A 21,220-nucleotide genomic window follows, 5' to 3' on the forward strand; every position below is an offset into this window, starting at 1 on the left:
CAATGAATTACGATGAGGCGACCCAGGCGATCCTGGCGCTGACGCATGGCGAAACCGATGCCGTGGCGCTGATGGCGACGCTGGCCTGCGAGATCCACGCCCGCCATCCGCTGTCGGACTGGACCGGGTTCTACCGCGTGGTCGCGCCCGAATTGCTGAAGATCGGCCCCTATCAGGGCGGCCATGGCTGTCTGGTGATCCCCTTCGCGCGCGGGGTCTGCGGCGCCTGCGCGCGCACGGGCGAGATCCAGAACGTGCCCGATGTCGATGCCTTCCCCGACCATATCGCCTGCGCCTCGTCCACACGGTCGGAACTGGTTCTGCCGGTCTGGAACGGGCAGGGGCGGCTTCTGGGCGTGCTGGATCTGGACAGCGACACGCCCGCCGCCTTCACCAAGGCCGATGAAGACTGGCTGGTGCCGCTTCTGGCGCAGGTCTTCCGGGATGCGGCGTGATGCGTGGCGCCTGCCTGTGCGGCGCGGTGGCTTTTGAGGTCGACCCGCCGCTGCGCGATGTGGTCGCCTGCCATTGCCGGCAATGCCGCAAGACCTCGGGCCATTACTGGGCGGCATCGGCCGTGCCGCTGGCGCGGTTCCGGCTGATCCGGGCGCAGGGGCTGCGCTGGTTTCGGTCGTCCGACAGCGCCTCGCGCGGGTTCTGTGTCGGCTGCGGGGCCAGCCTGTTCTGGCAGCCGCATGGCCGCGACCAGATGTCTTTCGCGGCGGGCGCGCTGGAGGGCCCGACCGGGTTGAAGACCCTGGCGCATATCCTGACCGAGTTTGCCGGCGACTATTACCGCGCCGAAGGCCCGCCGCCCGATCCATCCGGCCGCGCGGCGCAGCTGCAGGGCGGCTGTCTGTGCGGGGCGAACCGCTTCACACTGCCGGGGCCGATGGGAGAGGTCGGCGCCTGCCATTGCACGCAATGCCGCAAGCTGTCGGGCCATTACTCCGCCAGTTTCGATGCCGCGGAATCCGATCTGGCCTGGTCCGCCCGGCATCTGGCGGAATATGTCACCCCGGGCGGCGGGCGGCGCGGCTTCTGCCCGGATTGCGGATCCTCGCTGTTCTTCCGGGCGGCCGATGGCGGCTTCTCGGTCGAGGCCGGCTGCATCGACAGCCCGACCGGCGGGCAGCTGCGCAGCCATATCTTCGTGGCCGACAAGGGCGATTACTACGACATCGACGACGGCCTGCCGCAATTCCCCGCCTGGGACCGCGCCGAGGGCTGGCGCGGGGACTGACCCGGGCCTGACCCTTGCGCCCCGCCGCCCCGGGGCTTACCTCGGGCGGCGGCACACAGGAGCGACAGATGACCGAAATCACCCTTCTCGACGGCGGCATGGGCCAGGAACTGGTCGCGCGCAGCGGCGGCACCGATCCGGGCCCGCTTTGGGCGACGCGGGTGATGATCGACCATCCCGGCATGGTGGGCGCGATCCATGACGATTACTTCGCCGCCGGCGCCTCGGTCGCCACCACCAACACCTATGCGATCCTGCATGACCGGCTGGTCCGCGACGGGATGGATGCCTATTACCACGCCCTGCATCTGCGCGCCCTGGCCGAGGCGCATGAGGCCCGCGCGCGCGCCGGCCGCGGCATCATCGCGGGCTCCATGGGCCCCTTGGGCGACAGCTACCGCCCCGACCTGACCCCCGGCGTCGATGTCTCGGCCCCGCTTTACGCCGAAAAGGCCGCGCTGATGGCGCCGCATGTCGACGTGATCCTGATCGAGACCATGTCCTCGCTGGATCTGGCCCGCGGGGCGCTGAAGGGTGCGCAGGCGGCGGGCAAGCCGGTCTGGCTGTCGGTCTCGGTGCATGACCGCGATGGCACCCGGCTGCGCTCGGGCGAGCCGCTGGCCGATCTGCGCGGCGTGCTGGACGCGGCGCCGGCAGCGGCGGTTCTGGCCAATTGCTCGATGCCCGAGGCGATGGAAGCGGCCATGGGCGTTCTGGCGACGCTGGGCCTGCCCTTCGGCGCCTATGCCAACGGCTTCTCGGAAATCTCGCATCTGCCGCTGCCCGAAGACGGCACGGCGCCGGCCTATTGCGCCCGCCACGACCTGACGCCCCAACGCTATGCCGAATTCGCGCTGCGCTGGGTGGGGCAGGGCGCAACCATTGTCGGCGGCTGCTGCGAGGTGGGCCCGGCCCATATCCGCCATCTGGCCGACCGGCTGCGGGCCGAGGGCCACACGATCGCATGATCGCCGATTTCGACTATCGCCCCCCGGATGTGCCGCTGAAGATCCTGTTCGAGGATGCGCATCTTCTGGTGCTGGACAAGCCCGCGGGCCTGTTGTCGGTGCCGGGCAAGCTGGAGGGGCGGCAGGATTGTCTGCTGTCGCGGCTGCAGGCGGCGCGCTGGGACGCGCTGCTGGTGCATCGGCTGGATTGCGACACGTCCGGGGTGATGATCTTTGCCCGCACGAAACAGGCCCAGGGGTTCCTGAGCCAGGAATTCGAAAAGCGGCGGGCGCAGAAGACCTATATCGCGCGGGTGGCGGGCGAGATGGCCGAAGACAGCGGCCATGTCGACCTGCCGCTTTGCGCCGATTGGCCGAACCGGCCGCGCCAGATGGTCAGCCCCGAAGGCCGCCCGGCCCAGACCGACTGGCAGGTGATCGGCCGCGCGCCGGGCGAAACCCGGCTGCGGCTGACGCCCCATACCGGCCGCAGCCACCAGCTGCGCGTGCATATGCTGGCGCTGGGCCATCCGATCCTGGGCGATCCGATCTATGCGACCGGCCCCGCCCGCGACGGCCATCCCCGCCTGATGCTGCATGCGGAAACCCTGTCGCTCCACCATCCCGCAACCGGCCAGCGCGTCGAATTCGCAGCACCCGTGCCGTTCTGATGCGGCGGCCCCGCGCGGGCTCGCACAGTTTTTAACGCATCCGACAAGAAAGCCGGTTAATCCTGCGCCAAACCGCCCAAGGAGGCTTCATGCTTTCCGCCGCCTTCCAGACCCGTTTCGCCCTGATCACCTGGCCCGCCATCGCCCTTCCGGTTCTGGGGGTGGTGATGCTGATCTTCCCGGGGCAGGACTGGTGGCTGATCCCCCTGGCGCTGCTGTGCCTGGGGCTGGTCCTTCTGGGCATTCACGACCTGCGCCAGACCCGCCATGCGGTGTTGCGCAACTATCCGGTCGCGGCGCATCTGCGCTTCATCCTGGAAGGCATCCGCCCCGAGATGCGGCAGTATTTCTTCGAAGGCGACAAGGACGGCGCGCCCTTCCCGCGCGACCAGCGCGCCATCGTCTACCAGCGCGCCAAGCACGAGCTGGAAACCCGGCCCTTCGGCACGCAATACAATGTCTATCAGGAACAATATGAATGGCTGCACCATTCGATCGCGCCGAAGCCGGCCCTGCCGCATGACCACATGCGCGTGACGGTGGGCGCCGAGACCAAACAGCCCTATTCCGCCTCGCTGCTGAACATCTCGGCCATGAGCTACGGCTCGCTCTCGGCCAATGCGATCCGGGCGCTGAACAAGGGCGCGGCGCAGGGCGGCTTCTTCCATGACACGGGCGAGGGCGGGGTCTCGCCCTATCACCGCGAGGCGGGCGGCGATCTGGTCTGGGAAATCGGCTCGGGCTATTTCTCGTGCCGCGCCAAGGATGGCAGTTTCGATCCGGCGCTGTTTGCCGATGTGGCCGCCGATCCGCAGATCCGCATGGTCGAATTGAAGCTTAGCCAGGGTGCCAAGCCCGGCCATGGCGGCGTCTTGCCGGCGGCGAAGATCACCGAGGAAATCAGCCGGATTCGCGGCGTGCCGATGGGGCAGGATTGCGTCTCGCCGCCCTTCCATTCCTGCTTCTCCACCCCGCGCGGCCTGTTGGAACAGGTGGCGCGGATGCGCGATCTGTCGGGCGGCAAGCCGGCCGGGTTCAAGCTGTGCATCGGCCATCCGTGGGAGTTTCTGGCGATCTGCAAGGCCATGGTCGAGACCGGCATCACCCCCGATTTCATCGTGGTCGACGGCAAGGAAGGCGGCACGGGCGCGGCACCGCTGGAATTCATGGACCATATCGGCATGCCTTTGCGCGACGGCCTGACCTTCGTTCACAATGCGCTGGTGGGCGTGGGCCTGCGCGAGCGGGTGAAGATCGGCGCCTCGGGCAAGATCACCTCGGCCTTCGACATGGCCAAGGTGCTGGGTCTGGGCGCCGATTGGTGCAATGCCGCGCGCGGCTTCATGTTCGCGATCGGCTGCATTCAGGCGCAAAGCTGCCATACCGGCACCTGCCCCACCGGCGTCGCCACCCAGGATCCGCTGCGCCAACGCGCGGTCGTGGTGCCCGACAAGGCGATGCGGGTGGCGCAATTCCATCGCGGCACGCTGCATGCTTTGGCCGAGCTGACCGCCGCCGCCGGCCTTGCCCATCCCTCCGACCTGCGCCCACACCATTTCCTGCGCCGCACCGACAGCGACCGCGTGCTGTCCTTCGCCGAATTGTATGAACAACTGGCCCCCGGCCAGCTTCTGGCCGACCCCGCCTCGTCGCCGCTTTACGGCAAGGCCTGGGCCCATGCCAGCGCCGACAGCTTCGCCCGGGTCGAAGCCGCCTGAGCCCGCGCCTTCCGCCGCCGCCTTCCTCTCTGCAAAAATATCCTGCGGGGGTCCGGGGGTGCAAAACCCCCGGCGGCCGGCCCCGCGGCGCTCAGCCCGGGGCCATCTAATCCGCCAGCACCAGCGCCACCCCTGCACTCTCCAGCGCCTCGGCCAGCGGCGGCGGGGGCGGCTGATCGGTGACCAGATGGGTGAAACGGCCGGTCGGCCCGATGGCAATCGGCGCCGTGCGGCCGAATTTCGACGCATCCGCCGCAACGATCCGCGTCTCGGCCCGGTCCAGCAGGGCCCGGCTGAATTCGGCCTCGCGCAGGTCCTGCAGCAGAAACCCGTCGCGCGGGTCGATCGCCGCCACCGAAAACACCGCATGGCTGACCCGGAACTGCTGCACGAAGGCCAGAGCCTCGGCCCCGAACGCCCCGCCGTCATGGCTGCGCAATTCGCCCCCCGCCATGAACACCCGATTGCCGTTCACCCCGGTCAGCGCCTGCGCCACCGCCAGCGAATTCGTCACCACCAGCAGGTCCCGCCGGATCCGCAGCGCCTGCGCCACATAGGCGGTGGTGGAGCCCACATCCAGAAAGACCGAGGCGCCATCGGGCACCAGCCCCGCCACCGCCTGGGCGATCCGCCGCTTGGCGCCGGGGTTCTGCACCATGCGCTGGGCGAAACTGGCCTCGGGTCCCCAATCCTTCAGCACCACCCCGCCATGCACCCGGGTGACCAGACCCTGCGCCTCAAGCCGCTTCAGATTGCGCCGGATCGTTTCATCCGTCACGCCCAGCCGGTTGGCCAGCGCCTCGACCCGGGCCGAGCCGTGATCCTGCAAAAGCTCAAGAATTGCGCGCTCGCGCTGGCTGGACAACATGGCATGAGGGCTTGTCGTGGTTTCCCACAAAGCCTGCGTGGAAAACCACAGAAACTCAACCAAAACCCACAAAACCCCACAAATGTTTTGACAGGGGCAGGGATTCGGCCGCAGCCTTGCAGCCCAGAAGCGCGCCAATCCCGCAGCCCGGACCAACCGGGCGCGGCGGGCGCCGGACAGGAGAGGATGACGAAATGAAGAAGGTTTTCGGGACTTCCTGCGTTCTTGGTTCGGCGGCGGCCTTGGCGCTGCTGGCCGGCGCCGCCACGGCCGAGGTGGAATCGACCGATCCGATCAAGCTGACGCTGCATGACTGGACCGGCCAGCTGATCACGACGAACATCATGGCCGCCGTGCTGGAAGAGGCGGGCTATAATGTCGAACTGGTCCAGGCCGATTATCTGGCGCAGTTCGCCGGGCTTGAAACCGGCGATCTGGACGTGGCGATGGAAATCTGGGCCACCACGGGCCAGGAGGCCATGGATGCCGCCGTCGCCACCGGCAAGGTGGTGAACCTGGGCGAGACCGGAATGGTCGCCAAGGAAGAATGGTGGTACCCGCTTTACATGAAGGAAAAATGCCCCGGTCTGCCCGACTGGAAGGCGCTGAACGACTGCGCCGCGGCCTTCGCCACCCCCGACACCGCGCCCAAGGGCCGCTATCTGGGCGGGCCCGTCACCTGGGGCGGCTTCGACGAGGAACGCATCGACGCGCTGGGCCTGAATTTCGAAGTGATCCATGCCGGCACCGATGCCGCCATGTTCGCCGAGCTGGAATCGGCCTATCAGCGCCAGGACCCGATCCTGCTGTGGATCTATGCGCCGCATTGGGCGCCGCAGAAATACCAGGGCGAATGGGTCGAATTCCCCGCCTACGAGCCGGCCTGCTACACCGACCCGGCTTGGGGCGGCAATCCCGACAAGACCCATGATTGCGGCAAGCCCTTCGGGCCGATCTGGAAAGTGGGCTGGGCCGGGCTGGAAGGCAAATGGCCGGGCGCTGCCAAGGCGGTCAAGGCCTTCACCATCGACAATGCCACCATGGGCGACATGATCACCAAGGTCGATCTTGACGGCCAGTCGATCGACGATGTGGTCGACGAATGGATGGACAAGAACGAGCCGGTCTGGTCGGCCTGGATCGCTCCCTAAGCCCTTGCGGCCTTTTGCGGCATCGGGCCGGGCTGCAGGGCCCGGGCCGGTCCCCGCGCCGAACAGATCCGAATCCCCCATGACCCGACCCGTCAAACTGGCCTGCCGCGCCGTCTGGAAACTTTACGGCCCGCATCCGGCCCGCCTGCTGCAAAGCGGTGCCCCCACGCTGGATGCGATCCGCGCCTCGGGCCATGTCGGCGCGGTGCGCGATGTCTCGCTTGAGGTGGGCGAGGGCGAGATCTTCGTGATCATGGGCCTGTCGGGGTCTGGCAAATCCACGCTGGTGCGCTGCCTGTCGCGGCTGATCGAGCCGACGGCGGGCGAGATCCTGTATGATGGCGAGGATCTGCTGAAGGCCAGCCCGGCCCGGATGATCGAGATCCGCCGCCACCGCATGGGCATGGTCTTCCAGCATTTCGCCCTGCTGCCGCATCTGACCGTGCTGGAAAACGTGGGCTTCCCGCTGGAGGTTCAGGGCGTGGCGCGCCCCGCGCGTGAGGCAAGGGCGCGTGAGGTGATCGCGCTGGTCGGCCTTCAGGGCCGCGAGGGCCATTATCCGCGGCAATTGTCGGGCGGCCAGCAGCAGCGGGTGGGCATCGCGCGGTCGCTGGCGGTCGAGCCCGACCTGTGGTTCCTGGACGAACCCTTCTCGGCCCTGGACCCGCTGATCCGGCGCGAGATGCAGGAGGAATTCCTGCGCATCCAGCGCCAGCTGAAAAAGACCATCGTCTTCATCACCCATGATTTCGACGAGGCGATCCGCCTGGCCGACCGGATCGCGATCATGAAGGATGGCGCGCTGGTGCAGGTGGCCACGCCCGAGGATCTGGTTCTGGCCCCGGCCGATGATTACGTGCGCGCCTTCACCGCCCATGTCGCCCGCGCCAAAGTGGTGACGCTGGGCCGCATCGCAGCACCCCTGTCGGGCCCCGCGCCGGATCTGGCCCTGCCGGCCGAGATGCGGGTGGACGAGGCGGCCGAGCGGATCGTGACCGAGAACCGGCCTGTCGCCGTCACGCGCGACGGCCAGATCCTGGGCGAGGTCACCCCGCAGGCGGTGATCGCGGTCCTGATCGGGCGGCAGCCATGAGCGGGGGCATGACTGGCGCGATGCGCGGCCTCTCGGCCCTGGCCTTCCTGGCCTTGGCGCTGCTGCTGGCCCGTGCCTCGGCCGATCTGCCGCCGGGGCTTTTGTGGCCGCCCGAGGCGCTGCATCTGCCGATGGCGGGCTGGATCAGCGCCGCCATGGCCTGGTTGACCGACAGCGCCCATCTGGGCCCGGTCAGCTTCAAGGACCTGACCCGCGGCTTTGCCGCGCTGGTCGAGGCGCCCTATCAGGCGCTGCGCGTCCTGCTGGTTGAAGGCATCACCGAAGGCCGCGGCCGCCGCGCCACGGTGATCGTGCCGCCCTTGTCCTGGCTGGCCGTCACCGTCGCGGCGGTGGCGCTGGGCCATTACGCCAGGAACCTGGGCCTTGGCCTGATCGCCGGGGCCCTGATGTTGTACCTGGCCGTCTTCGGCCAATGGGAAAGCGCGATGGTGACGCTGTCGTCCATCGCCATCGCGGTGCCCTTGGGCGTGGCGGGCGGGTTGGCGCTGGGCATCGCCGCCTGGCGCTGGCGCGGAGTGGAGCGCGCTTTGGCCCCGCTGCTGGACCTGATGCAGACCGTGCCGACCTTCGCCTATCTGGTGCCGGTTCTGGTGCTGTTCGGCTTCGGCCCGGTCGCGGCTTTGCTGGCAACCGTGATCTACGCCATGCCGCCCATGGTGCGGGTCACGCTGCTGGCGCTGCGCGCCGTGCCTTCGGAGATCATGGATTTCGCCGCCATGGCCGGCTGCACGCCCGGGCAGAGGCTGCGCAAGGTGATGCTGCCGGTCGCGCTGCCCGATCTGATGGTGGGGGTGAACCAGGTCATCATGCTGAGCCTGAACATGGTGATCATCGCCTCGATGATCGGGGCGGGGGGCCTGGGGTTCGACGTGCTGAACGCGCTCAGGCGGCTGGATATCGGCGGCGGGATCGAGGCCGGAATCGCCATCACCGCCCTGGCCGTGGTGCTGGACCGGCTGGGCCAGGCGCTGGCGGCACGGCCGGGCGGGCAGCTGCGGGCCGTCGGCCCCTGGTGGCGGCGCCATCCCCGCACCGCGCTGGTTCTGGCGGTGATCCTGGCCACCACGGCGCTGGGCTATCTGATCCCGGCGCTGCAGATCTATCCGAAGGACTGGCAGCTGACGACCCGCACCTTCTGGGCCGATCTGATGAAAGCGATCAATGTCAATTACTTCGACCAGCTTGAGGCGCTGCGCGCCTGGCTTTTGGAATATCTGATGATCCCGGTGAAGAGGTTCTTCCTGGCGCTGCCCTGGCCCTTCGTGCTGGGCCTTGCGACCCTGGCCGGCTGGCGGCTGGGCGGCCTGCGGCTGGCCGCGCTGGCGCTGGCGCTGACCGGCTTTCTGGCCGCGACCGGGCTTTGGGAACAGGCGATGACCACGCTGTATCTGTGCGGGCTGGGCGTGGTTCTGGCCATGCTGATCGGCGTGCCGCTGGGCGTGCTTGCGGCTTCGTCCGAGGCGGCGGGCAAGGCGATTGGCGCGGTGATCGACACGCTGCAGACCCTGCCCTCTTTCGTCTATCTGATCCCGGTGGTGATGCTGTTCCGGGTCGGTGATTTCTCGGCTTTGATCGCGGTGGTGCTTTATGCGCTGGTGCCGGCGGTGCGCTATACCGCGCATGGGCTGCGCGGCGTGGCGCCGGAACTGGTCGAGGCGGCGGTGGTCTGCGGCTGCACGCGGGGGCAGATCCTGCGCAAGGTGCGGCTGCCTCTGGCGGTGCCGATGGTGCTTCTGGGGCTGAACCAGACCATCCTTCTGGCCCTGTCGATGCTGGTGATCACCGCGCTGGTCGGCACGCGCGACCTGGGCCAAGAGGTCTATATCGCGCTGACCAAGGCCGATATCGGCCGCGGCATCGTGGCCGGCCTGGCGGTGGCGGCGATTGCCATTCTGGCCGACCGGCTGATCGGTGCCGCCGCGCAGGGCGCGCGGGCAAGGCTGGAGGGCGCGGCATGAGCGGGGCCGATTTCTTCGAAGAAATCGGACCGGAGCCTTCAAAGGCTCCGGCGCGGAGTTTTCGAAAACTCCGCCACCCCCGGGAGGGCGCGCAATGACCCCCGAAGACCGCGTTCACCGCCTGCCGATCTGGTCGGGTCCGATCCGGATCGAGCCGCTGGGCGGCGGCATCACCAACCGCAACTTTCTGGTGCAGGACAGCGCCCGCCGTGCCGTGGTGCGGATCGGCGACGATATTCCCGTGCATCAGATCATGCGCTTCAACGAATTGGCGGCCAGTCGCGCCGCCCATGCGGCCGGCGTGTCGCCGGCGGTGCTGCATCATGAACCCGGCGCGCTGGTGATCGACTTCGTCGAGGGCCGCACGCTGGCCGCCGAAGATCTGCAAAGCCGGCCGATGCTGGAACAGGCCTTGGCGCTGGTGGCGCGGGCGCACCGCGAGATCCCGCGGCATCTGCGCGGGCCGGCGCTGGCCTTCTGGGTCTTCCACGTCCTGCGCGACTATGCCGCCACGCTGCGCGACGGCGCCAGCCCCCATGCGCCGCTTCTGCCCGGGCTTCTGGCCCAGGCGCAGCGGCTGGAAGCGGCCGTGGGCCCGGTCGATCTGGTCTTCGGCCACAATGACCTTCTGCCCGCGAATTTCCTGCATGACGGGGCGCGGCTCTGGCTGATCGACTGGGATTATGCCGGCTTCAATTCGCCGCTGTTCGATCTGGGCGGGCTGGCGGCCAATAACGGGCTCAGCGCCGCCGATGAGGGCTGGCTGCTGCAGGCCTATTTCGGCCAGCGCCCCGATGCCGATCTGTGGCGGCGCTATCGCGCGATGAAGGCCGCAAGCGCCCTGCGTGAGGCGCTGTGGTCGATGGTGTCGGAACTGCATTCCGATCTCGATTTCGACTTCGCGGCCTATACGGCGGCCAATCTGGAAACCTGGCATGCGGCGCTGGCCGCTTTTGAGGCTTTGTGATGGTGGACCTTCCCCAAACCGCGAAGGCGGTGATCATCGGCGGCGGCATCGTCGGCTGTTCGGTGGCCTATCATCTGGGCAAGCTGGGCTGGACCGATACGGTGCTGCTGGAGCGCAAGAAGCTGACCTCGGGCACGACCTTCCATGCGGCCGGGCTGGTGGGCCAGCTGCGCACCAGCGCCAATATCACTCAGCTTCTGGGCCATTCGGTGGCGCTGTATCGCAGTCTGGAGCAGGAAACCGGGCTGCAGACCGGCTGGAAGATGAATGGCGGCCTGCGGCTCGCCTGCAATGCCGAGCGCTGGACCGAGGTCAAGCGCCAGGCCACCACCGCGCATAGTTTCGGGCTGGAGATGCATCTCTTGACCCCGCGCGAGGCGCAGGATCTGTGGCCCCTGATGACGATCGACGATCTGGTCGGCGCGGCCTATCTGCCGACCGACGGGCAGGCCAACCCCTCTGACATCACCCAAAGCCTGGCCCGCGGCGCCCGCATGGCCGGGGTGAAGATTTTTGAAGATACGCCAGTGACGCGCATCCTGGTCGAAGATGGCCGCATCCGGGGCGTGGAAACCCCCTTCGGAACGGTGGAATGTGAAAAACTGGTGCTGTGTGCCGGGCAATGGACCCGCACGCTGGCCGCGACCGTGGGGGTGAACGTGCCCCTGGTCTCGGTCGAGCATCAATATATGATCACCGAGCGGATCGAGGGCGTAACGCCGGGCCTGCCGACGCTGCGCGACCCCGACCGGCTGACCTATTGGAAGGAAGAGGTCGGCGGGCTGGTCTGGGGCGGATACGAGCCGAACCCCAAGCCCTGGGCGGTGGAGGGCATTCCCGAGGGCTTCCATTTCGAGACCCTGACCCCCGATTTCGACCATTACGAGCAGTTCATGGACAATGCCATCGCCCGGGTGCCGGCGCTGGCCACGGCCGGTGTGAAGCAGCTGTTGAACGGGCCGGAGAGTTTCACCCCCGACGGCAATTTCATTCTGGGCGAGGCGCCCGAATTGCGGAACCTGTTCGTCGGCGCGGGCTTCAACGCCTTCGGCATCGCGAGCGGAGGCGGGGCGGGCATGGCGCTGGCGGAATGGGTCGCCAAGGGCGAGCCGCCCTTCGACCTTTGGCCGGTCGACATCCGCCGCTTCGGCCGCGTCCACCGCGCGACCGACTGGGTGCGCAACCGTACGATGGAGGCTTACGGCAAGCATTACACCATCGCCTGGCCGGCCGAGGAAATGCGCAGCTGCCGGCCCACGCGCCGCAGCCCGCTTTACGCGCATCTGACGGCGGCGGGGGCCTGTTTCGGCGAGAAACTGGGCTGGGAACGGCCGAACTGGTTTGCCGATCTGGCGGCGGGCGAGGCGCCGGTCGACCGCTATTCCTATCAGCGGCCGGGCTGGTGGGCTGCTGTGCGGCGCGAACATCAGGCGGCGCGCGAGGCGGCGGTGCTGATCGACCAAAGCTCTTTCGCCAAGTTCCTGCTGACCGGGCCGGGGGCGGCGGCGGCGATGTCGCATATCGCGGCGGGGCGGGTCGAACGCGCGCCGGGCGCGCTGACCTATACCCAGCTTCTGAACCGCAAGGGCGGGATCGAGGCGGATGTGACCGTGGCGCGGCTGGCCGAGACAGAATTCTACATCACCACCGGCACCGGCTTTGCCACCCATGATTTCGACTGGATCCGCCGCAACCTGACCGGCGATTGCCAGCTGGTCGATGTGACCTCGGCCTATGCGGTTCTGTCGCTGATGGGCCCCGAGGCGCGGGAAATCCTGTCGCGGATCTGCCCCGACGATCTGTCGAATGCCGGCTTCCCCTTCGGCACGGTGCGGCAGATTTCGGTGGCCTCCTGCCCGGTCACCGCCTTGCGGGTGACTTATGTGGGCGAGCTGGGCTGGGAATTGCACATGCCCGTGGATGTGGCGGTGACGGTCTACGAGGCGCTGATGGCGGCGGGTGCGCCGCTGGGCCTGGCGAATGCGGGCTACCGCGCCATCGAGACGCTGCGGCTGGAAAAGGGCTATCGCGCCTGGGGGGCCGAGATCGGGCCGGATCACAGTCCGGTCGAGGCGGGGCTGGCCTGGGCGGTGAAGGTGAAATCCAATGCCGATTTCATCGGCCGCGCCGCGATCGAGGCGCAGCTGGCGGGCGGGGTGAAGAAGCGCATGGCCAGCTTCACCGCCGCGCCCGACGTGGTTCTGCTGGGCCGCGAGACGATTTATCGCGACGGGCAGCGGGTGGGCTGGCTGTCCTCGGGCGGCTATGGCCATACGGTCGAAAAGGCGATCGGCATGGGCTATGTGCGCGATCCGGCCGGCGTGACCGAGGATTTCGTCTTGTCGGGGCGGTATGAGCTGGAAGTCGCCTCGGAACGCGTGCCGGCCGAAGTGCATCTGGCGCCGCTTTACGATCCGAGCGGCGCGCGGGTGAAGATCTGAGGACCGGGGGCGCTTCGCCCCCCGGACCCCCAGAGGATATTTTTGCAGAGAGGAAGGCTGTCAGGCCTTTTTGTGCAATTCCGCTTCGCTGCGCAGAAGCTGCATCATCTCGTCCAGCGCCTTCTGGTAACGCGCGTCCTTCAGCTTGCCATCGGCATCGAAGGCGTTGGAACTGTCGGCCACCATCACCTCGGGCCCGGTCAAGAGCAGCGGCTGGAACGGCGTCAGCATCAGCCGCAGCGCGAATTGCGACCGGTCGCCGCCGCCGCGCCCGCCAGCGGCGGAAATGATCGCGACCGGCTTGCCCTTCCAGGGATTGCCCTTGGTGCGGCTGACCCAGTCGAGCGCGTTTTTCAGCACGCCGGGCGGGGCCTTGTTGTATTCGGGGGTGGAAATGACGATGGCATCCGCCGCGGCGATCTGATCGGCCAGGCTCTGCACCTCGGCCGGAATGCCTTGTTCGCTTTCCAGATCGCCATCGTAAAGCGGCAGGCGCAGGTCGGCCTCGGTCTGTTTGGCCTTGCCGAAGGCGATCCGGGCCTGGGCCAAGAGAAGCCGGTTGGTCGAGCCCTGGCGCAGCGCACCGGGAATGCCAAGAAGGGTAAGCATGGGCGAGGTTCCTTGTTTTCCGTTACCTTCCCCAACCGCGCGGTCTTGTGCAAGGTTCCATGACCCGGCAGGAAGGAGCCAGGGCTGGTGCGGAGGCGGACATGCGGCAGGGCGGGCGGATTCTGGCGGATCATCTGGCGGCTTACGGGGTGGACCGGGTGTTCTCAGTGCCCGGCGAAAGCTTTCTGGCGGCGCTGGACGGGCTGTATGAACGCGGGATCCCCAATATCGTCTGCCGGCATGAGGGCGGGGCCGCGATGATGGCCGAGGCGACGGGCAAGCTGACCGGGCGGCCGGGCGTGGCCTTCGTGACGCGCGGGCCCGGGGCCACCAATGCGGCGGCGGGCGTACATGTCGCGCGGCAGGATTCGACGCCGATGATCCTGTTCGTGGGCCAGATCGCACGGGGGCATCGCGACCGCGAGGCGTTTCAGGAAATCGACTACCGGCAGGTCTTTGGCGGGCTGGCGAAATGGGCAACCGAGATCGACCAGGTCGAACGTCTGCCGGAATATATCAGCCGCGCTTTTCATGTCGCCATGTCGGGCCGGCCCGGGCCGGTGGTGCTGGCCTTGCCGGAAGACATGCTGACCGACCTGGCCGATGTGCCCGACCTGCCGCCGCCGGCCTTGCCGGCAAGCCAGGTGGCGCCGGCGCAGGCCGAGGCGGTGGCGGCGCTGCTGCGCGGGGCCGAGCGGCCCCTGGTCGTCGTGGGCGGGCCGCATTGGGATGCGGCGGCCGCGGCCGAGTTGCAGGGCTTTGCCGAAAGCTGGGGCCTGCCGGTCGCGGTGTCGTTCCGGCGGCAGGACCGGCTGGACAACCGGCTGTCCTGCTATGTGGGCGATCTGGGCGTGGGCGGCAATCCGAAGCTGCAGGCGCGGTTGAAAGCGGCCGATCTGATCCTGGCGATCGGCACGCGCTTTGGCGATATCGTCACTGGCGGCTATGAGATCGTCGATCCGGCGCATCCTCCGCGGCTGGTGCATGTCCATGCCGATGCGGGCGAGCTGGGCCGGGTGTTCCGGCCCGAACTGGCGGTTCAGGCGACGGCCCCGGCGATGGTGGCGGCGCTGGCCGCGCTGACGCCGCCAAATGCGCGGCCCTGGGCCGAGTGGGCCGCGCAGGCGCGGGCCGAGTATCAGGCCTGGCAGAAGCCGGTGGCGACCCCGGGCGCGGTGCGGATGGAAGAGGTGATCGGGTATCTGGCCGAGACCCTGCCCGATGACGCGGTGGTGACGAATGGCGCGGGCAATTACGCGGCCTTCCTGCACCGCTATTACCGCTATCGCCGCCCCGGCACCCAGCTGGCGCCGACCTCGGGAAGCATGGGTTACGGCTTTCCGGCGGCGATTGCGGCCAAGCTGCATGATCCGGCGAAGGTGGTTGTCTGTCTGGCCGGTGACGGCTGTTTCCAGATGACGCTGAATGAGATGTCGACCGCCCGCCAGCATGGCGCTGCGGTGATCACCATCGTTGCGAATAATGGCCGCTACGGCACGATCCGCATGCATCAGGAGCGGGAATATCCGGGCCGCGTGTCGGGCACCGATCTGTTCAACCCCGATTATGCCGCGCTGGCCCGCGCCTATGGCGGCCATGGCGAGACAGTCACGGCACAGGACGAATTGCCCGCGGCCTTTGCCCGGGCGCAGGCTTCGGGCCTGCCGGCGGTGATCGAATTGCGGCTGGATCCGCAGATGCTGACCACCGGGCAGACCGTCGATCAGGTGCGGGCGGCGGCCCTGGCTAGAAAAGCCTGAGCAGGATCGGCGCCAGGATCGCGGTCATCATCGCATTCAGCCCCATGCCAAGCCCGGCAAAGGCCCCGGCGGTGGGGTGAACCTGAAAGGCGCGCGCCGTGCCAAACCCATGCGCGGCCACGCCCACGGCAAAGCCGCGCGCCCGCCAGTCGCGAATGCCCAGCAGGTTCAGCAAGGGCGTCGCCACCATGGCGCCGGTCAGCCCGGTCATCATCACCATCATCGCGGTCAGCGTGGGCGAGCCGCCCAATTGCTCCGACACGCCGATGGCGACCGCGGCCGTGGCCGATTTCGGCGCCATCGAAGCCAGGATCGCCGGGGCCAGGCCAAAGGCCTTGCCGATGGCCAGGACGGCGACGATCCCGGTGACCGCGCCGACCAGCAATGCGGCAAGCAGGGGCAGCGCCGCCTGCCGGACCTTGGGCAGATTGTCGTACAAGGGCAGCGCCAGGCAGACCGTGGCGGGGCCCAGCAGGAAATGCACGAATTGCGCGCCTTCGAAATAGGTGGCGAAAGGCGTGCCGGTTACCGCCAGAAGCACGGCCAGCAACCCCATCGCGATCAGCGAGGGATTGGCAAAGGGGCTTTGCCCCGCGGCCCGAAACAGCGCCATCCCGATCAAGAACGCCGCCAGCGTTGCCGTCAGCCACAGCAGCGGCTGCTGCGCCAGATAGGACCAGATCTCGGTCATGGGCCTTCCTCGGGCCGCAGGCCGCTGAGCGCGGCCACCGCCTTGAAGGCCAGCGCCCCGGCGATGATCGCAAGCACCGTCGATCCGGCCACCGCCAGAACGACCGGCAGGGTGTTGGCGCCCAGCGTCACCAGATGCCCTGCCGCCCCCACGCCCGCCGGCACGAACAGCAGAAGCAGGTTGCGCAGGATGCCCTCGGCCACCGGGCGCACCGTCTGGCGCAGCCAGGGCGACAGGCGCAGGCCCAGAAGCATCAGGGCCATGCCCAGGACCGGGCCGGGAATGGGCAGGCCGGTGGTCCGGCTGAAGACCTCGCCGGCAAGCTGGCAGGCCAGGATGATCAGGAAGGCTGCGATCATGGCGCGGTCGAAAGCCCCTTTCGGTAGGTGATCGAGGTGGGCCGGTCATAGCCCGGATGCGCGGTCCGGCCGGTTTCACGAAAGCCCAGCGCCGCCCAGGCGGCCTGGTTTTCCACCAACTCCACCCGGGTCTGCAATTCCAGCGCCGGCAGCGACAGGGCCTGCGCGCGGCGTTCGGCCAGGGCGATCAGCGCCGCCGCCAGCCCCTTGCGGCGGTGGCTTAGGGCCACGGCCAGCTTGCCGATATACAGCGCCCCCGGCTTTGGCGTGAAGAAGACACAGGCCAGCGGCGGATCGCCGATCGCCCAGACCTCGCCCGCTTGGGCCTGCGCAAGAATATCGGCCTCGGTCAGCCGGGCCAGCGACGAGGGCGGATCGACCCGCCCCTCCATATAGGCGAATTCGGCGCGCAGCAGCGCCAGGATCGCCGCGGCGTCGAAGGGCGGAAGGCAGCGCCGGGGGGTCATCGCTGCGCCAGCCCGTCGGCCAGATGGATCCAGGGCAGGGCCTCGGCGCTGTGGTAATGGACGCTGGGCAGATACTCCTCGGGGCGGTCCAGCGTGGCGGCGTAGAAATGCGTCTCGCCCGGAAAACGGTCGGCGCGGAAGGCCATCTGCGTGCCGCAGGTCGGGCAGAAGCTGCGCGTCACCCCGGGGCTGGAGGCATAGGTGGCGGGGGCGCTTCCGGTCCAGGCCCAGGCGCCATCCCTGACACCCAGAAACGAGGTCATGGGCGAGGCCGTCGCACGCCTGCAGCTTTCGCAATGGCAATGGCCCTGCCACAAAGGCGGCTCGGTACAGCGGAAGGTCACGGCACCGCACAGGCAGCGGCCGGTGAAGGGCGGGGTCATGGGGCACCTCTTTTCCACATCCGGCGCCGGATTTCGATCGGATGCAAGAGCCCTGCGTGCCCCAAGATGTTGTGGATAATCCAGCCGATTCAGCCATGGATTGAAGCCCGCTGATTGACTCGGGCCCCGAATCCCCGACCATGGGCCGAATGCGAGTCGAGAGGCACAGGTGCGCTTCACCAAACTGCGGCTGAACGGGTTCAAATCCTTTGTGGACCCGACGGATCTGGTGATCCATGAGGGGCTGACCGGCGTGGTCGGCCCGAACGGCTGTGGCAAATCGAACCTTCTGGAAGCGCTGCGCTGGGTCATGGGCGAGAACCGCCCCACCGCCATGCGCGGTGGCGGCATGGAAGACGTGATCTTCAACGGCGCCGCCACCCGCACCGCGCGCAACTTCGCCGAAGTGTCGCTGGTGATCGACAATCAGGACCGGCTGGCGCCCTCGGGCTTCAACGATGCCGACCAGATCGAGATCATCCGGCGCATCACCCGCGATGCGGGATCCGCCTACAAGGCGAATGCCCGCGATGTGCGGGCGCGCGACGTGCAGATGCTGTTCGCCGATGCCTCGACCGGGGCGCATTCGCCGGCTTTGGTGCGGCAGGGGCAGATTTCGGAACTGATCAACGCCAAACCCAAGAACCGCCGGCGGATTCTGGAAGAGGCGGCGGGGATCTCGGGCCTTTACGCGCGGCGGCACGAGGCCGAGTTGAAACTGGCGGGGACGGAACAGAACCTGACCCGCGTCGATGACGTGCTGGAACAGCTGGCGCAGCAATTGTCGGTGCTGACCCGGCAGGCCAAGCAGGCGGCGCGCTACCGCGAATTGTCGGAAGATCTGCGCCGGGCCGAGGGCACGCTGCTGTACCGGCGCTGGCGCGAGGCGGATGAGGCGCGGGCGGCGGCCGAAGCGGTGCTGCGCGAAAGGCTGATCGAGGCGGGCCGGGCCGAAGGCGCCTCGCGCGCAGGCACCAAGGCGCGGGAGGCGGCGGAAGATGCGCTGCCGCCCCGGCGCGAGGAAGAGGCGATCGCGGCGGCGGTGCTGCAGCGGCTGATCCTGCAGCGCGACGCGCTGGGCGACCAAGAGGCGCGGGCGCTGGCGCTGATTGAAACGCTGCGCGGCAGGATCAACCAGCTGGGCGCCGATATGGAGCGCGAGGCCGGGCTGAACCGCGATGCGGGCGAGGTGATCGCCCGGTTGGATTGGGAAATCGCCCAGATCGCCCGCGCGCATGAAGGCCATGACGACCGGCTGGCCGAGGCGGTCGAGGCGGCGAAAGTGGCGGGCGCCATCCTGACCGACCGCGAGACGCTGCTGTCGGAAGCCACCGAGGATGCGGCGCGGCTGGCGGCAAGGCACCAGTCGGCCGCGCGGCTTCTGGCCGAAACCCAGTCCGGGCTGGACCGGGCCTTGGCCGAGGCCGACCGTGCCCGGGCTGCCGTGGAAGCTGCGGATGAAGCGGTCGAGCGGATGGACGAAGGCTTTGCCGCGGCGGAAGAGGCGCGCGAGGCGGCGGCCATGCTGACCGAACGCACCGAAGAGGCGCTGGAGGCGGCGGAAACCGCCCGGGCCGAGGCGCAGATCCGCGAATCCGACGCCCGCGCCGCCCGCAGCGAGGCCGAGGGCGAGGCCTCGGCGCTGCGGGCCGAGATGCAGGCGCTGGCGCGTCTTGTCGACCGCGAGGCGCAGGCGGGGCATCAGATCCTGGACCGGCTGACGGTGGCGCCGGGCTATGAAAAGGCGCTGGGCGCGGCTTTGGCCGACGATCTGCGCGCGCCTGAGGCGGGCGAGGGCGACCGCTCGGGCTGGGGCCTTTTGGAACCCTATCTGTCGCCCCAGCCCCTGCCCGCCGGGGTCACGCCGATCAGCGCCCATGTCGAGGCGCCCGATGTGTTGGCGCGGCGGCTGTCGCAGATCGGGCTTGTTGCCCGTGAAAAGGGTTTCCAGCTGCAGGATGCGCTGCTGCCGGGTCAGCGGCTGGTCTCGGTCGAGGGCGATCTGTGGCGCTGGGATGGCTATCGCGCCGGGGCGGAAGATGCGCCCTCGGCCGCGGCGCTGCGGCTGCAGCAGCTGAACCGGCTGCAGCAGCTGAAGGGCGATCTGTCGCAGGCCGAGGCGCAGGCCGCGGGCGCGCGCGCGGCGCATGAGGCGCTGCAGGGGCGGCTGGCTGATCTGGCGCGTGCCGATCAGCTGGCGCGCGAGGCGCGGCGTTCGGCCGACCAGCGCCTGGCCGAGGCCGACCGGGCCCTGTCGCGGGCCGAGGCGGACCGCACGCTGGCCCAGGGCAAGCGCGAGGCCGCGCAGGCCTCGGTCGCGCGCTTCGAGGACGAGGTCCTGTCGGCCAAGGCCCGCGCGCGTGAGGCCGAGGCGGCGGCCAAGGATCTGCCCGATCTCGATCAGGCGCGCAGTGCGGTGGAAGCCGCGAAGATCACCGTCGAGGCGGCGCGGATCGCCATGCTGACCCGCCGCTCGGCCCATGACGAGGTGCGCCGTGAGGGCGAGGCGCGCACCCGGCGCCGGCAGGAGGCGCTGAAGGAACTGTCGGGCTGGAAGCACCGGCTGGACACGGCGGAAAAGCGCAGCGCCGAACTGGCCGAGCGCCGGGCCGAGGCCGAGGCCGAGCTGGACGATGCCAGCGCCGCGCCCGAGGAAATCGCCGCCAAGCGCGAGGAACTGGCCGATGCCATCGCCGAGGCCGAGACCCGCCGCGCCGCGGCTGCCGAGACATTGGCCCGGGCCGAACTGACCCTGCGCGAAGCCGCCATGGCCGAACGCGAGGCCGAACGCCTTGCCGGCGAGGCGCGCGAGGCCAAGGCGCGGGCCGAGGCGCGTCTGGATGCGGCGCGCGAAGCCGTCAGCCTGGCGGCCGAGCGGATCGCCGAAGAGGATGACCGGACCCCGCAGGATCTGCTGGCCTCCTTGCGCACCGATCCCGACAAGATGCCCGATGCCGAGGCGCTGGAAATCGAGGTCGCGCGGCTGAAGCGCGGGCGCGAGGCGCTGGGTGCGGTCAACCTGCGCGCCGAGGAAGACGCCAAGACCGTGGCCGAGGAACATGACGCCCTGGCCAAGGAAAAGAACGATCTGGAAGAGGCGGTGCGCAAGCTGCGCGCCGGAATTGCCGGGCTGAACAAGGAAGGCCGCGAGCGGCTTTTGACCGCCTTCGAGCAGGTCAATACGAATTTCGGCGCGCTGTTCACCCATCTGTTCGGCGGCGGCGAGGCGCGGCTGGTGCTGGTCGAATCCGATGACCCGCTGGAAGCGGGGCTGGAAATCATGTGCCAACCGCCGGGCAAGCGTCTGGCCACGCTGTCGCTTCTGTCGGGTGGCGAGCAGACGCTGACTGCGCTGGCGCTGATCTTCGGCGTCTTCCTGGCCAATCCGGCACCGATCTGCGTGCTGGACGAGGTCGACGCGCCGCTGGACGACGCGAACGTCACCCGCTTTTGCGACATGATGGACGAGATGACCCGCCGCACCGAAACGCGCTTTCTGGTCATCACCCACCATGCCGTGACCATGGCGCGGATGGACCGGCTGTTCGGCGTGACGATGCAGGAACAGGGCGTCAGCCAGCTGGTCTCGGTCGACCTGAAACGCGCCGAGGCGCTGGTGGCCTGACCCGGTCGCGGGGCGTTGCGGCCGGGACGCGCGGGTTACACTTCCGCCCAGATCGTTAAGACTTTAGTGAAATCTGTCCAGCTAGGCTGCCCCCGCCGCGATCCTTCGCGGTGAAAGGGAGTGAGCGGCTTGAGCGACTGGGAATACCGGAAGTGGATGGTGGCCTTGGCAGTGGCGACACTGATCCTGGGCATCATCCGGCTCTGGATCGGGCTGTAGCCCGCAAAAGAGAAGACCCGGCGGAGAGG

At 68.6% G+C, this 21,220-nt stretch carries 18 protein-coding genes; 12 read left to right on the forward strand and 6 right to left on the reverse strand.

Going from position 1 to position 21,220, the window contains the following annotated elements:
- Window positions 1–2 precede the first annotated feature (2 nt).
- The 5 genes from K1Y73_RS02950 to K1Y73_RS02975 all read left to right on the forward strand — a co-directional run bounded on the left by K1Y73_RS02950 (window position 3) and on the right by K1Y73_RS02975 (window position 4,579).
- Entirely contained in the window at window positions 3–455 is a 453-nt protein-coding gene (locus K1Y73_RS02950; protein WP_225026429.1) for a GAF domain-containing protein, read from the forward strand.
- On the forward strand, window positions 455–1,243 hold the full coding sequence (locus K1Y73_RS22095) for a GFA family protein (protein ID WP_318248214.1): 789 nt from the start codon (window positions 455–457) through the stop codon (window positions 1,241–1,243). Before K1Y73_RS02950 ends, K1Y73_RS22095 begins: the two co-directional genes overlap by 1 nt.
- Before the next feature lie 68 nt (window positions 1,244–1,311).
- The gene (locus K1Y73_RS02965) at window positions 1,312–2,211 is read left to right on the forward strand and encodes a homocysteine S-methyltransferase family protein (RefSeq protein WP_225026430.1); all 900 of its coding nucleotides are present in this window, start codon (window positions 1,312–1,314) and stop codon (window positions 2,209–2,211) included.
- Complete coding sequence (locus tag K1Y73_RS02970) at window positions 2,208–2,861, forward strand: RluA family pseudouridine synthase (protein WP_225026431.1); 654 nt, start codon at window positions 2,208–2,210, stop codon at window positions 2,859–2,861. The genes K1Y73_RS02965 and K1Y73_RS02970 overlap by 4 nt, the downstream gene beginning before the upstream one ends.
- Before the next feature lie 89 nt (window positions 2,862–2,950).
- Complete coding sequence (locus tag K1Y73_RS02975; protein WP_404819053.1) at window positions 2,951–4,579, forward strand: FMN-binding glutamate synthase family protein; 1,629 nt, start codon at window positions 2,951–2,953, stop codon at window positions 4,577–4,579.
- Between the two features lie 106 nt (window positions 4,580–4,685).
- Here K1Y73_RS02975 and K1Y73_RS02980 read toward each other — a convergent pair whose 3' ends face one another.
- The gene (locus K1Y73_RS02980; RefSeq protein ID WP_225026432.1) at window positions 4,686–5,447 is read right to left on the reverse strand and encodes a DeoR/GlpR family DNA-binding transcription regulator; all 762 of its coding nucleotides are present in this window, start codon (window positions 5,445–5,447) and stop codon (window positions 4,686–4,688) included.
- A gap of 194 nt (window positions 5,448–5,641) precedes the next feature.
- Here K1Y73_RS02980 and K1Y73_RS02985 point away from each other — a divergent pair, with 194 nt between their 5' ends.
- The 5 genes from K1Y73_RS02985 (at window position 5,642) to K1Y73_RS03005 (ending at window position 13,078) form a co-directional block, all read left to right on the forward strand.
- A complete protein-coding gene (locus tag K1Y73_RS02985) occupies window positions 5,642–6,598 on the forward strand; it encodes an ABC transporter substrate-binding protein (protein ID WP_225026433.1) in 957 nt (318 codons plus the stop codon).
- Between the two features lie 79 nt (window positions 6,599–6,677).
- Entirely contained in the window at window positions 6,678–7,691 is a 1,014-nt protein-coding gene (locus K1Y73_RS02990; protein WP_225026434.1) for a quaternary amine ABC transporter ATP-binding protein, read from the forward strand.
- Between the two features lie 8 nt (window positions 7,692–7,699).
- Window positions 7,700–9,670 carry an ABC transporter permease gene (locus tag K1Y73_RS02995; RefSeq protein ID WP_225026435.1) on the forward strand — a complete coding sequence of 657 codons (1,971 nt, stop codon included), beginning with the start codon at window positions 7,700–7,702 and terminating at the stop codon, window positions 9,668–9,670.
- Between the two features lie 94 nt (window positions 9,671–9,764).
- Window positions 9,765–10,637 carry a phosphotransferase gene (locus tag K1Y73_RS03000; protein WP_225026436.1) on the forward strand — a complete coding sequence of 291 codons (873 nt, stop codon included), beginning with the start codon at window positions 9,765–9,767 and terminating at the stop codon, window positions 10,635–10,637.
- Window positions 10,637–13,078: a GcvT family protein gene (locus K1Y73_RS03005; protein ID WP_225026437.1), complete on the forward strand. Its 2,442-nt coding sequence runs from the start codon at window positions 10,637–10,639 to the stop codon at window positions 13,076–13,078. Before K1Y73_RS03000 ends, K1Y73_RS03005 begins: the two co-directional genes overlap by 1 nt.
- A 60-nt stretch (window positions 13,079–13,138) precedes the next feature.
- Here K1Y73_RS03005 and K1Y73_RS03010 read toward each other — a convergent pair whose 3' ends face one another.
- On the reverse strand, window positions 13,139–13,687 hold the full coding sequence (locus K1Y73_RS03010; protein WP_225026438.1) for an NADPH-dependent FMN reductase: 549 nt from the start codon (window positions 13,685–13,687) through the stop codon (window positions 13,139–13,141).
- 101 nt (window positions 13,688–13,788) lie between these two features.
- Between K1Y73_RS03010 and K1Y73_RS03015 the strand changes: the two genes are divergently transcribed.
- On the forward strand, window positions 13,789–15,447 hold the full coding sequence (locus K1Y73_RS03015; protein ID WP_225026439.1) for a thiamine pyrophosphate-binding protein: 1,659 nt from the start codon (window positions 13,789–13,791) through the stop codon (window positions 15,445–15,447).
- Here K1Y73_RS03015 and K1Y73_RS03020 read toward each other — a convergent pair.
- The 4 genes from K1Y73_RS03020 to K1Y73_RS03035 are packed head-to-tail and all read right to left on the reverse strand — an operon-like array spanning window position 15,434 to window position 17,347.
- Window positions 15,434–16,138 carry an LrgB family protein gene (locus K1Y73_RS03020; protein WP_225026440.1) on the reverse strand — a complete coding sequence of 235 codons (705 nt, stop codon included), beginning with the start codon at window positions 16,136–16,138 and terminating at the stop codon, window positions 15,434–15,436. The genes K1Y73_RS03015 and K1Y73_RS03020 overlap by 14 nt on opposite strands.
- Window positions 16,135–16,497 carry a CidA/LrgA family protein gene (locus K1Y73_RS03025; protein ID WP_225026441.1) on the reverse strand — a complete coding sequence of 121 codons (363 nt, stop codon included), beginning with the start codon at window positions 16,495–16,497 and terminating at the stop codon, window positions 16,135–16,137. Before K1Y73_RS03025 ends, K1Y73_RS03020 begins: the two co-directional genes overlap by 4 nt.
- Window positions 16,494–16,964 carry a GNAT family N-acetyltransferase gene (locus tag K1Y73_RS03030; protein WP_225026442.1) on the reverse strand — a complete coding sequence of 157 codons (471 nt, stop codon included), beginning with the start codon at window positions 16,962–16,964 and terminating at the stop codon, window positions 16,494–16,496. Before K1Y73_RS03030 ends, K1Y73_RS03025 begins: the two co-directional genes overlap by 4 nt.
- Window positions 16,961–17,347, reverse strand: coding sequence for a GFA family protein (locus K1Y73_RS03035; protein WP_225026443.1), 387 nt, complete (start codon window positions 17,345–17,347; stop codon window positions 16,961–16,963). The genes K1Y73_RS03030 and K1Y73_RS03035 overlap by 4 nt, the downstream gene beginning before the upstream one ends.
- Before the next feature lie 169 nt (window positions 17,348–17,516).
- On the opposite strand from K1Y73_RS03035, the gene K1Y73_RS03040 reads away from it, so the two are divergent.
- The gene (locus K1Y73_RS03040; protein WP_225026444.1) at window positions 17,517–20,972 is read left to right on the forward strand and encodes a chromosome segregation SMC family protein; all 3,456 of its coding nucleotides are present in this window, start codon (window positions 17,517–17,519) and stop codon (window positions 20,970–20,972) included.
- The last annotated feature ends 248 nt before the right edge of the window (window positions 20,973–21,220 follow it).

The organism is Xinfangfangia pollutisoli (genome assembly GCF_020179405.1).
Lineage (GTDB): Bacteria > Pseudomonadota > Alphaproteobacteria > Rhodobacterales > Rhodobacteraceae > Pseudogemmobacter > Pseudogemmobacter pollutisoli.

What these genes read in the sequence shown, in the direction of transcription:
- K1Y73_RS02950 (WP_225026429.1), top strand. Translation starts at nt 3, where the DNA reads ATGAATTACGATGAGGCGACCCAGGCGATCCTGGCGCTGACGCATGGC.
- K1Y73_RS22095 (WP_318248214.1), top strand. Translation starts at nt 455, where the DNA reads ATGCGTGGCGCCTGCCTGTGCGGCGCGGTGGCTTTTGAGGTCGACCCG.
- K1Y73_RS02965 (WP_225026430.1), top strand. Translation starts at nt 1,312, where the DNA reads ATGACCGAAATCACCCTTCTCGACGGCGGCATGGGCCAGGAACTGGTC.
- K1Y73_RS02970 (WP_225026431.1), top strand. Translation starts at nt 2,208, where the DNA reads ATGATCGCCGATTTCGACTATCGCCCCCCGGATGTGCCGCTGAAGATC.
- K1Y73_RS02975 (WP_404819053.1), top strand. Translation starts at nt 2,951, where the DNA reads ATGCTTTCCGCCGCCTTCCAGACCCGTTTCGCCCTGATCACCTGGCCC.
- K1Y73_RS02980 (WP_225026432.1), bottom strand. Translation starts at nt 5,447, where the DNA reads ATGTTGTCCAGCCAGCGCGAGCGCGCAATTCTTGAGCTTTTGCAGGAT.
- K1Y73_RS02985 (WP_225026433.1), top strand. Translation starts at nt 5,642, where the DNA reads ATGAAGAAGGTTTTCGGGACTTCCTGCGTTCTTGGTTCGGCGGCGGCC.
- K1Y73_RS02990 (WP_225026434.1), top strand. Translation starts at nt 6,678, where the DNA reads ATGACCCGACCCGTCAAACTGGCCTGCCGCGCCGTCTGGAAACTTTAC.
- K1Y73_RS02995 (WP_225026435.1), top strand. Translation starts at nt 7,700, where the DNA reads ATGACTGGCGCGATGCGCGGCCTCTCGGCCCTGGCCTTCCTGGCCTTG.
- K1Y73_RS03000 (WP_225026436.1), top strand. Translation starts at nt 9,765, where the DNA reads ATGACCCCCGAAGACCGCGTTCACCGCCTGCCGATCTGGTCGGGTCCG.
- K1Y73_RS03005 (WP_225026437.1), top strand. Translation starts at nt 10,637, where the DNA reads ATGGTGGACCTTCCCCAAACCGCGAAGGCGGTGATCATCGGCGGCGGC.
- K1Y73_RS03010 (WP_225026438.1), bottom strand. Translation starts at nt 13,687, where the DNA reads ATGCTTACCCTTCTTGGCATTCCCGGTGCGCTGCGCCAGGGCTCGACC.
- K1Y73_RS03015 (WP_225026439.1), top strand. Translation starts at nt 13,789, where the DNA reads ATGCGGCAGGGCGGGCGGATTCTGGCGGATCATCTGGCGGCTTACGGG.
- K1Y73_RS03020 (WP_225026440.1), bottom strand. Translation starts at nt 16,138, where the DNA reads ATGACCGAGATCTGGTCCTATCTGGCGCAGCAGCCGCTGCTGTGGCTG.
- K1Y73_RS03025 (WP_225026441.1), bottom strand. Translation starts at nt 16,497, where the DNA reads ATGATCGCAGCCTTCCTGATCATCCTGGCCTGCCAGCTTGCCGGCGAG.
- K1Y73_RS03030 (WP_225026442.1), bottom strand. Translation starts at nt 16,964, where the DNA reads ATGACCCCCCGGCGCTGCCTTCCGCCCTTCGACGCCGCGGCGATCCTG.
- K1Y73_RS03035 (WP_225026443.1), bottom strand. Translation starts at nt 17,347, where the DNA reads ATGACCCCGCCCTTCACCGGCCGCTGCCTGTGCGGTGCCGTGACCTTC.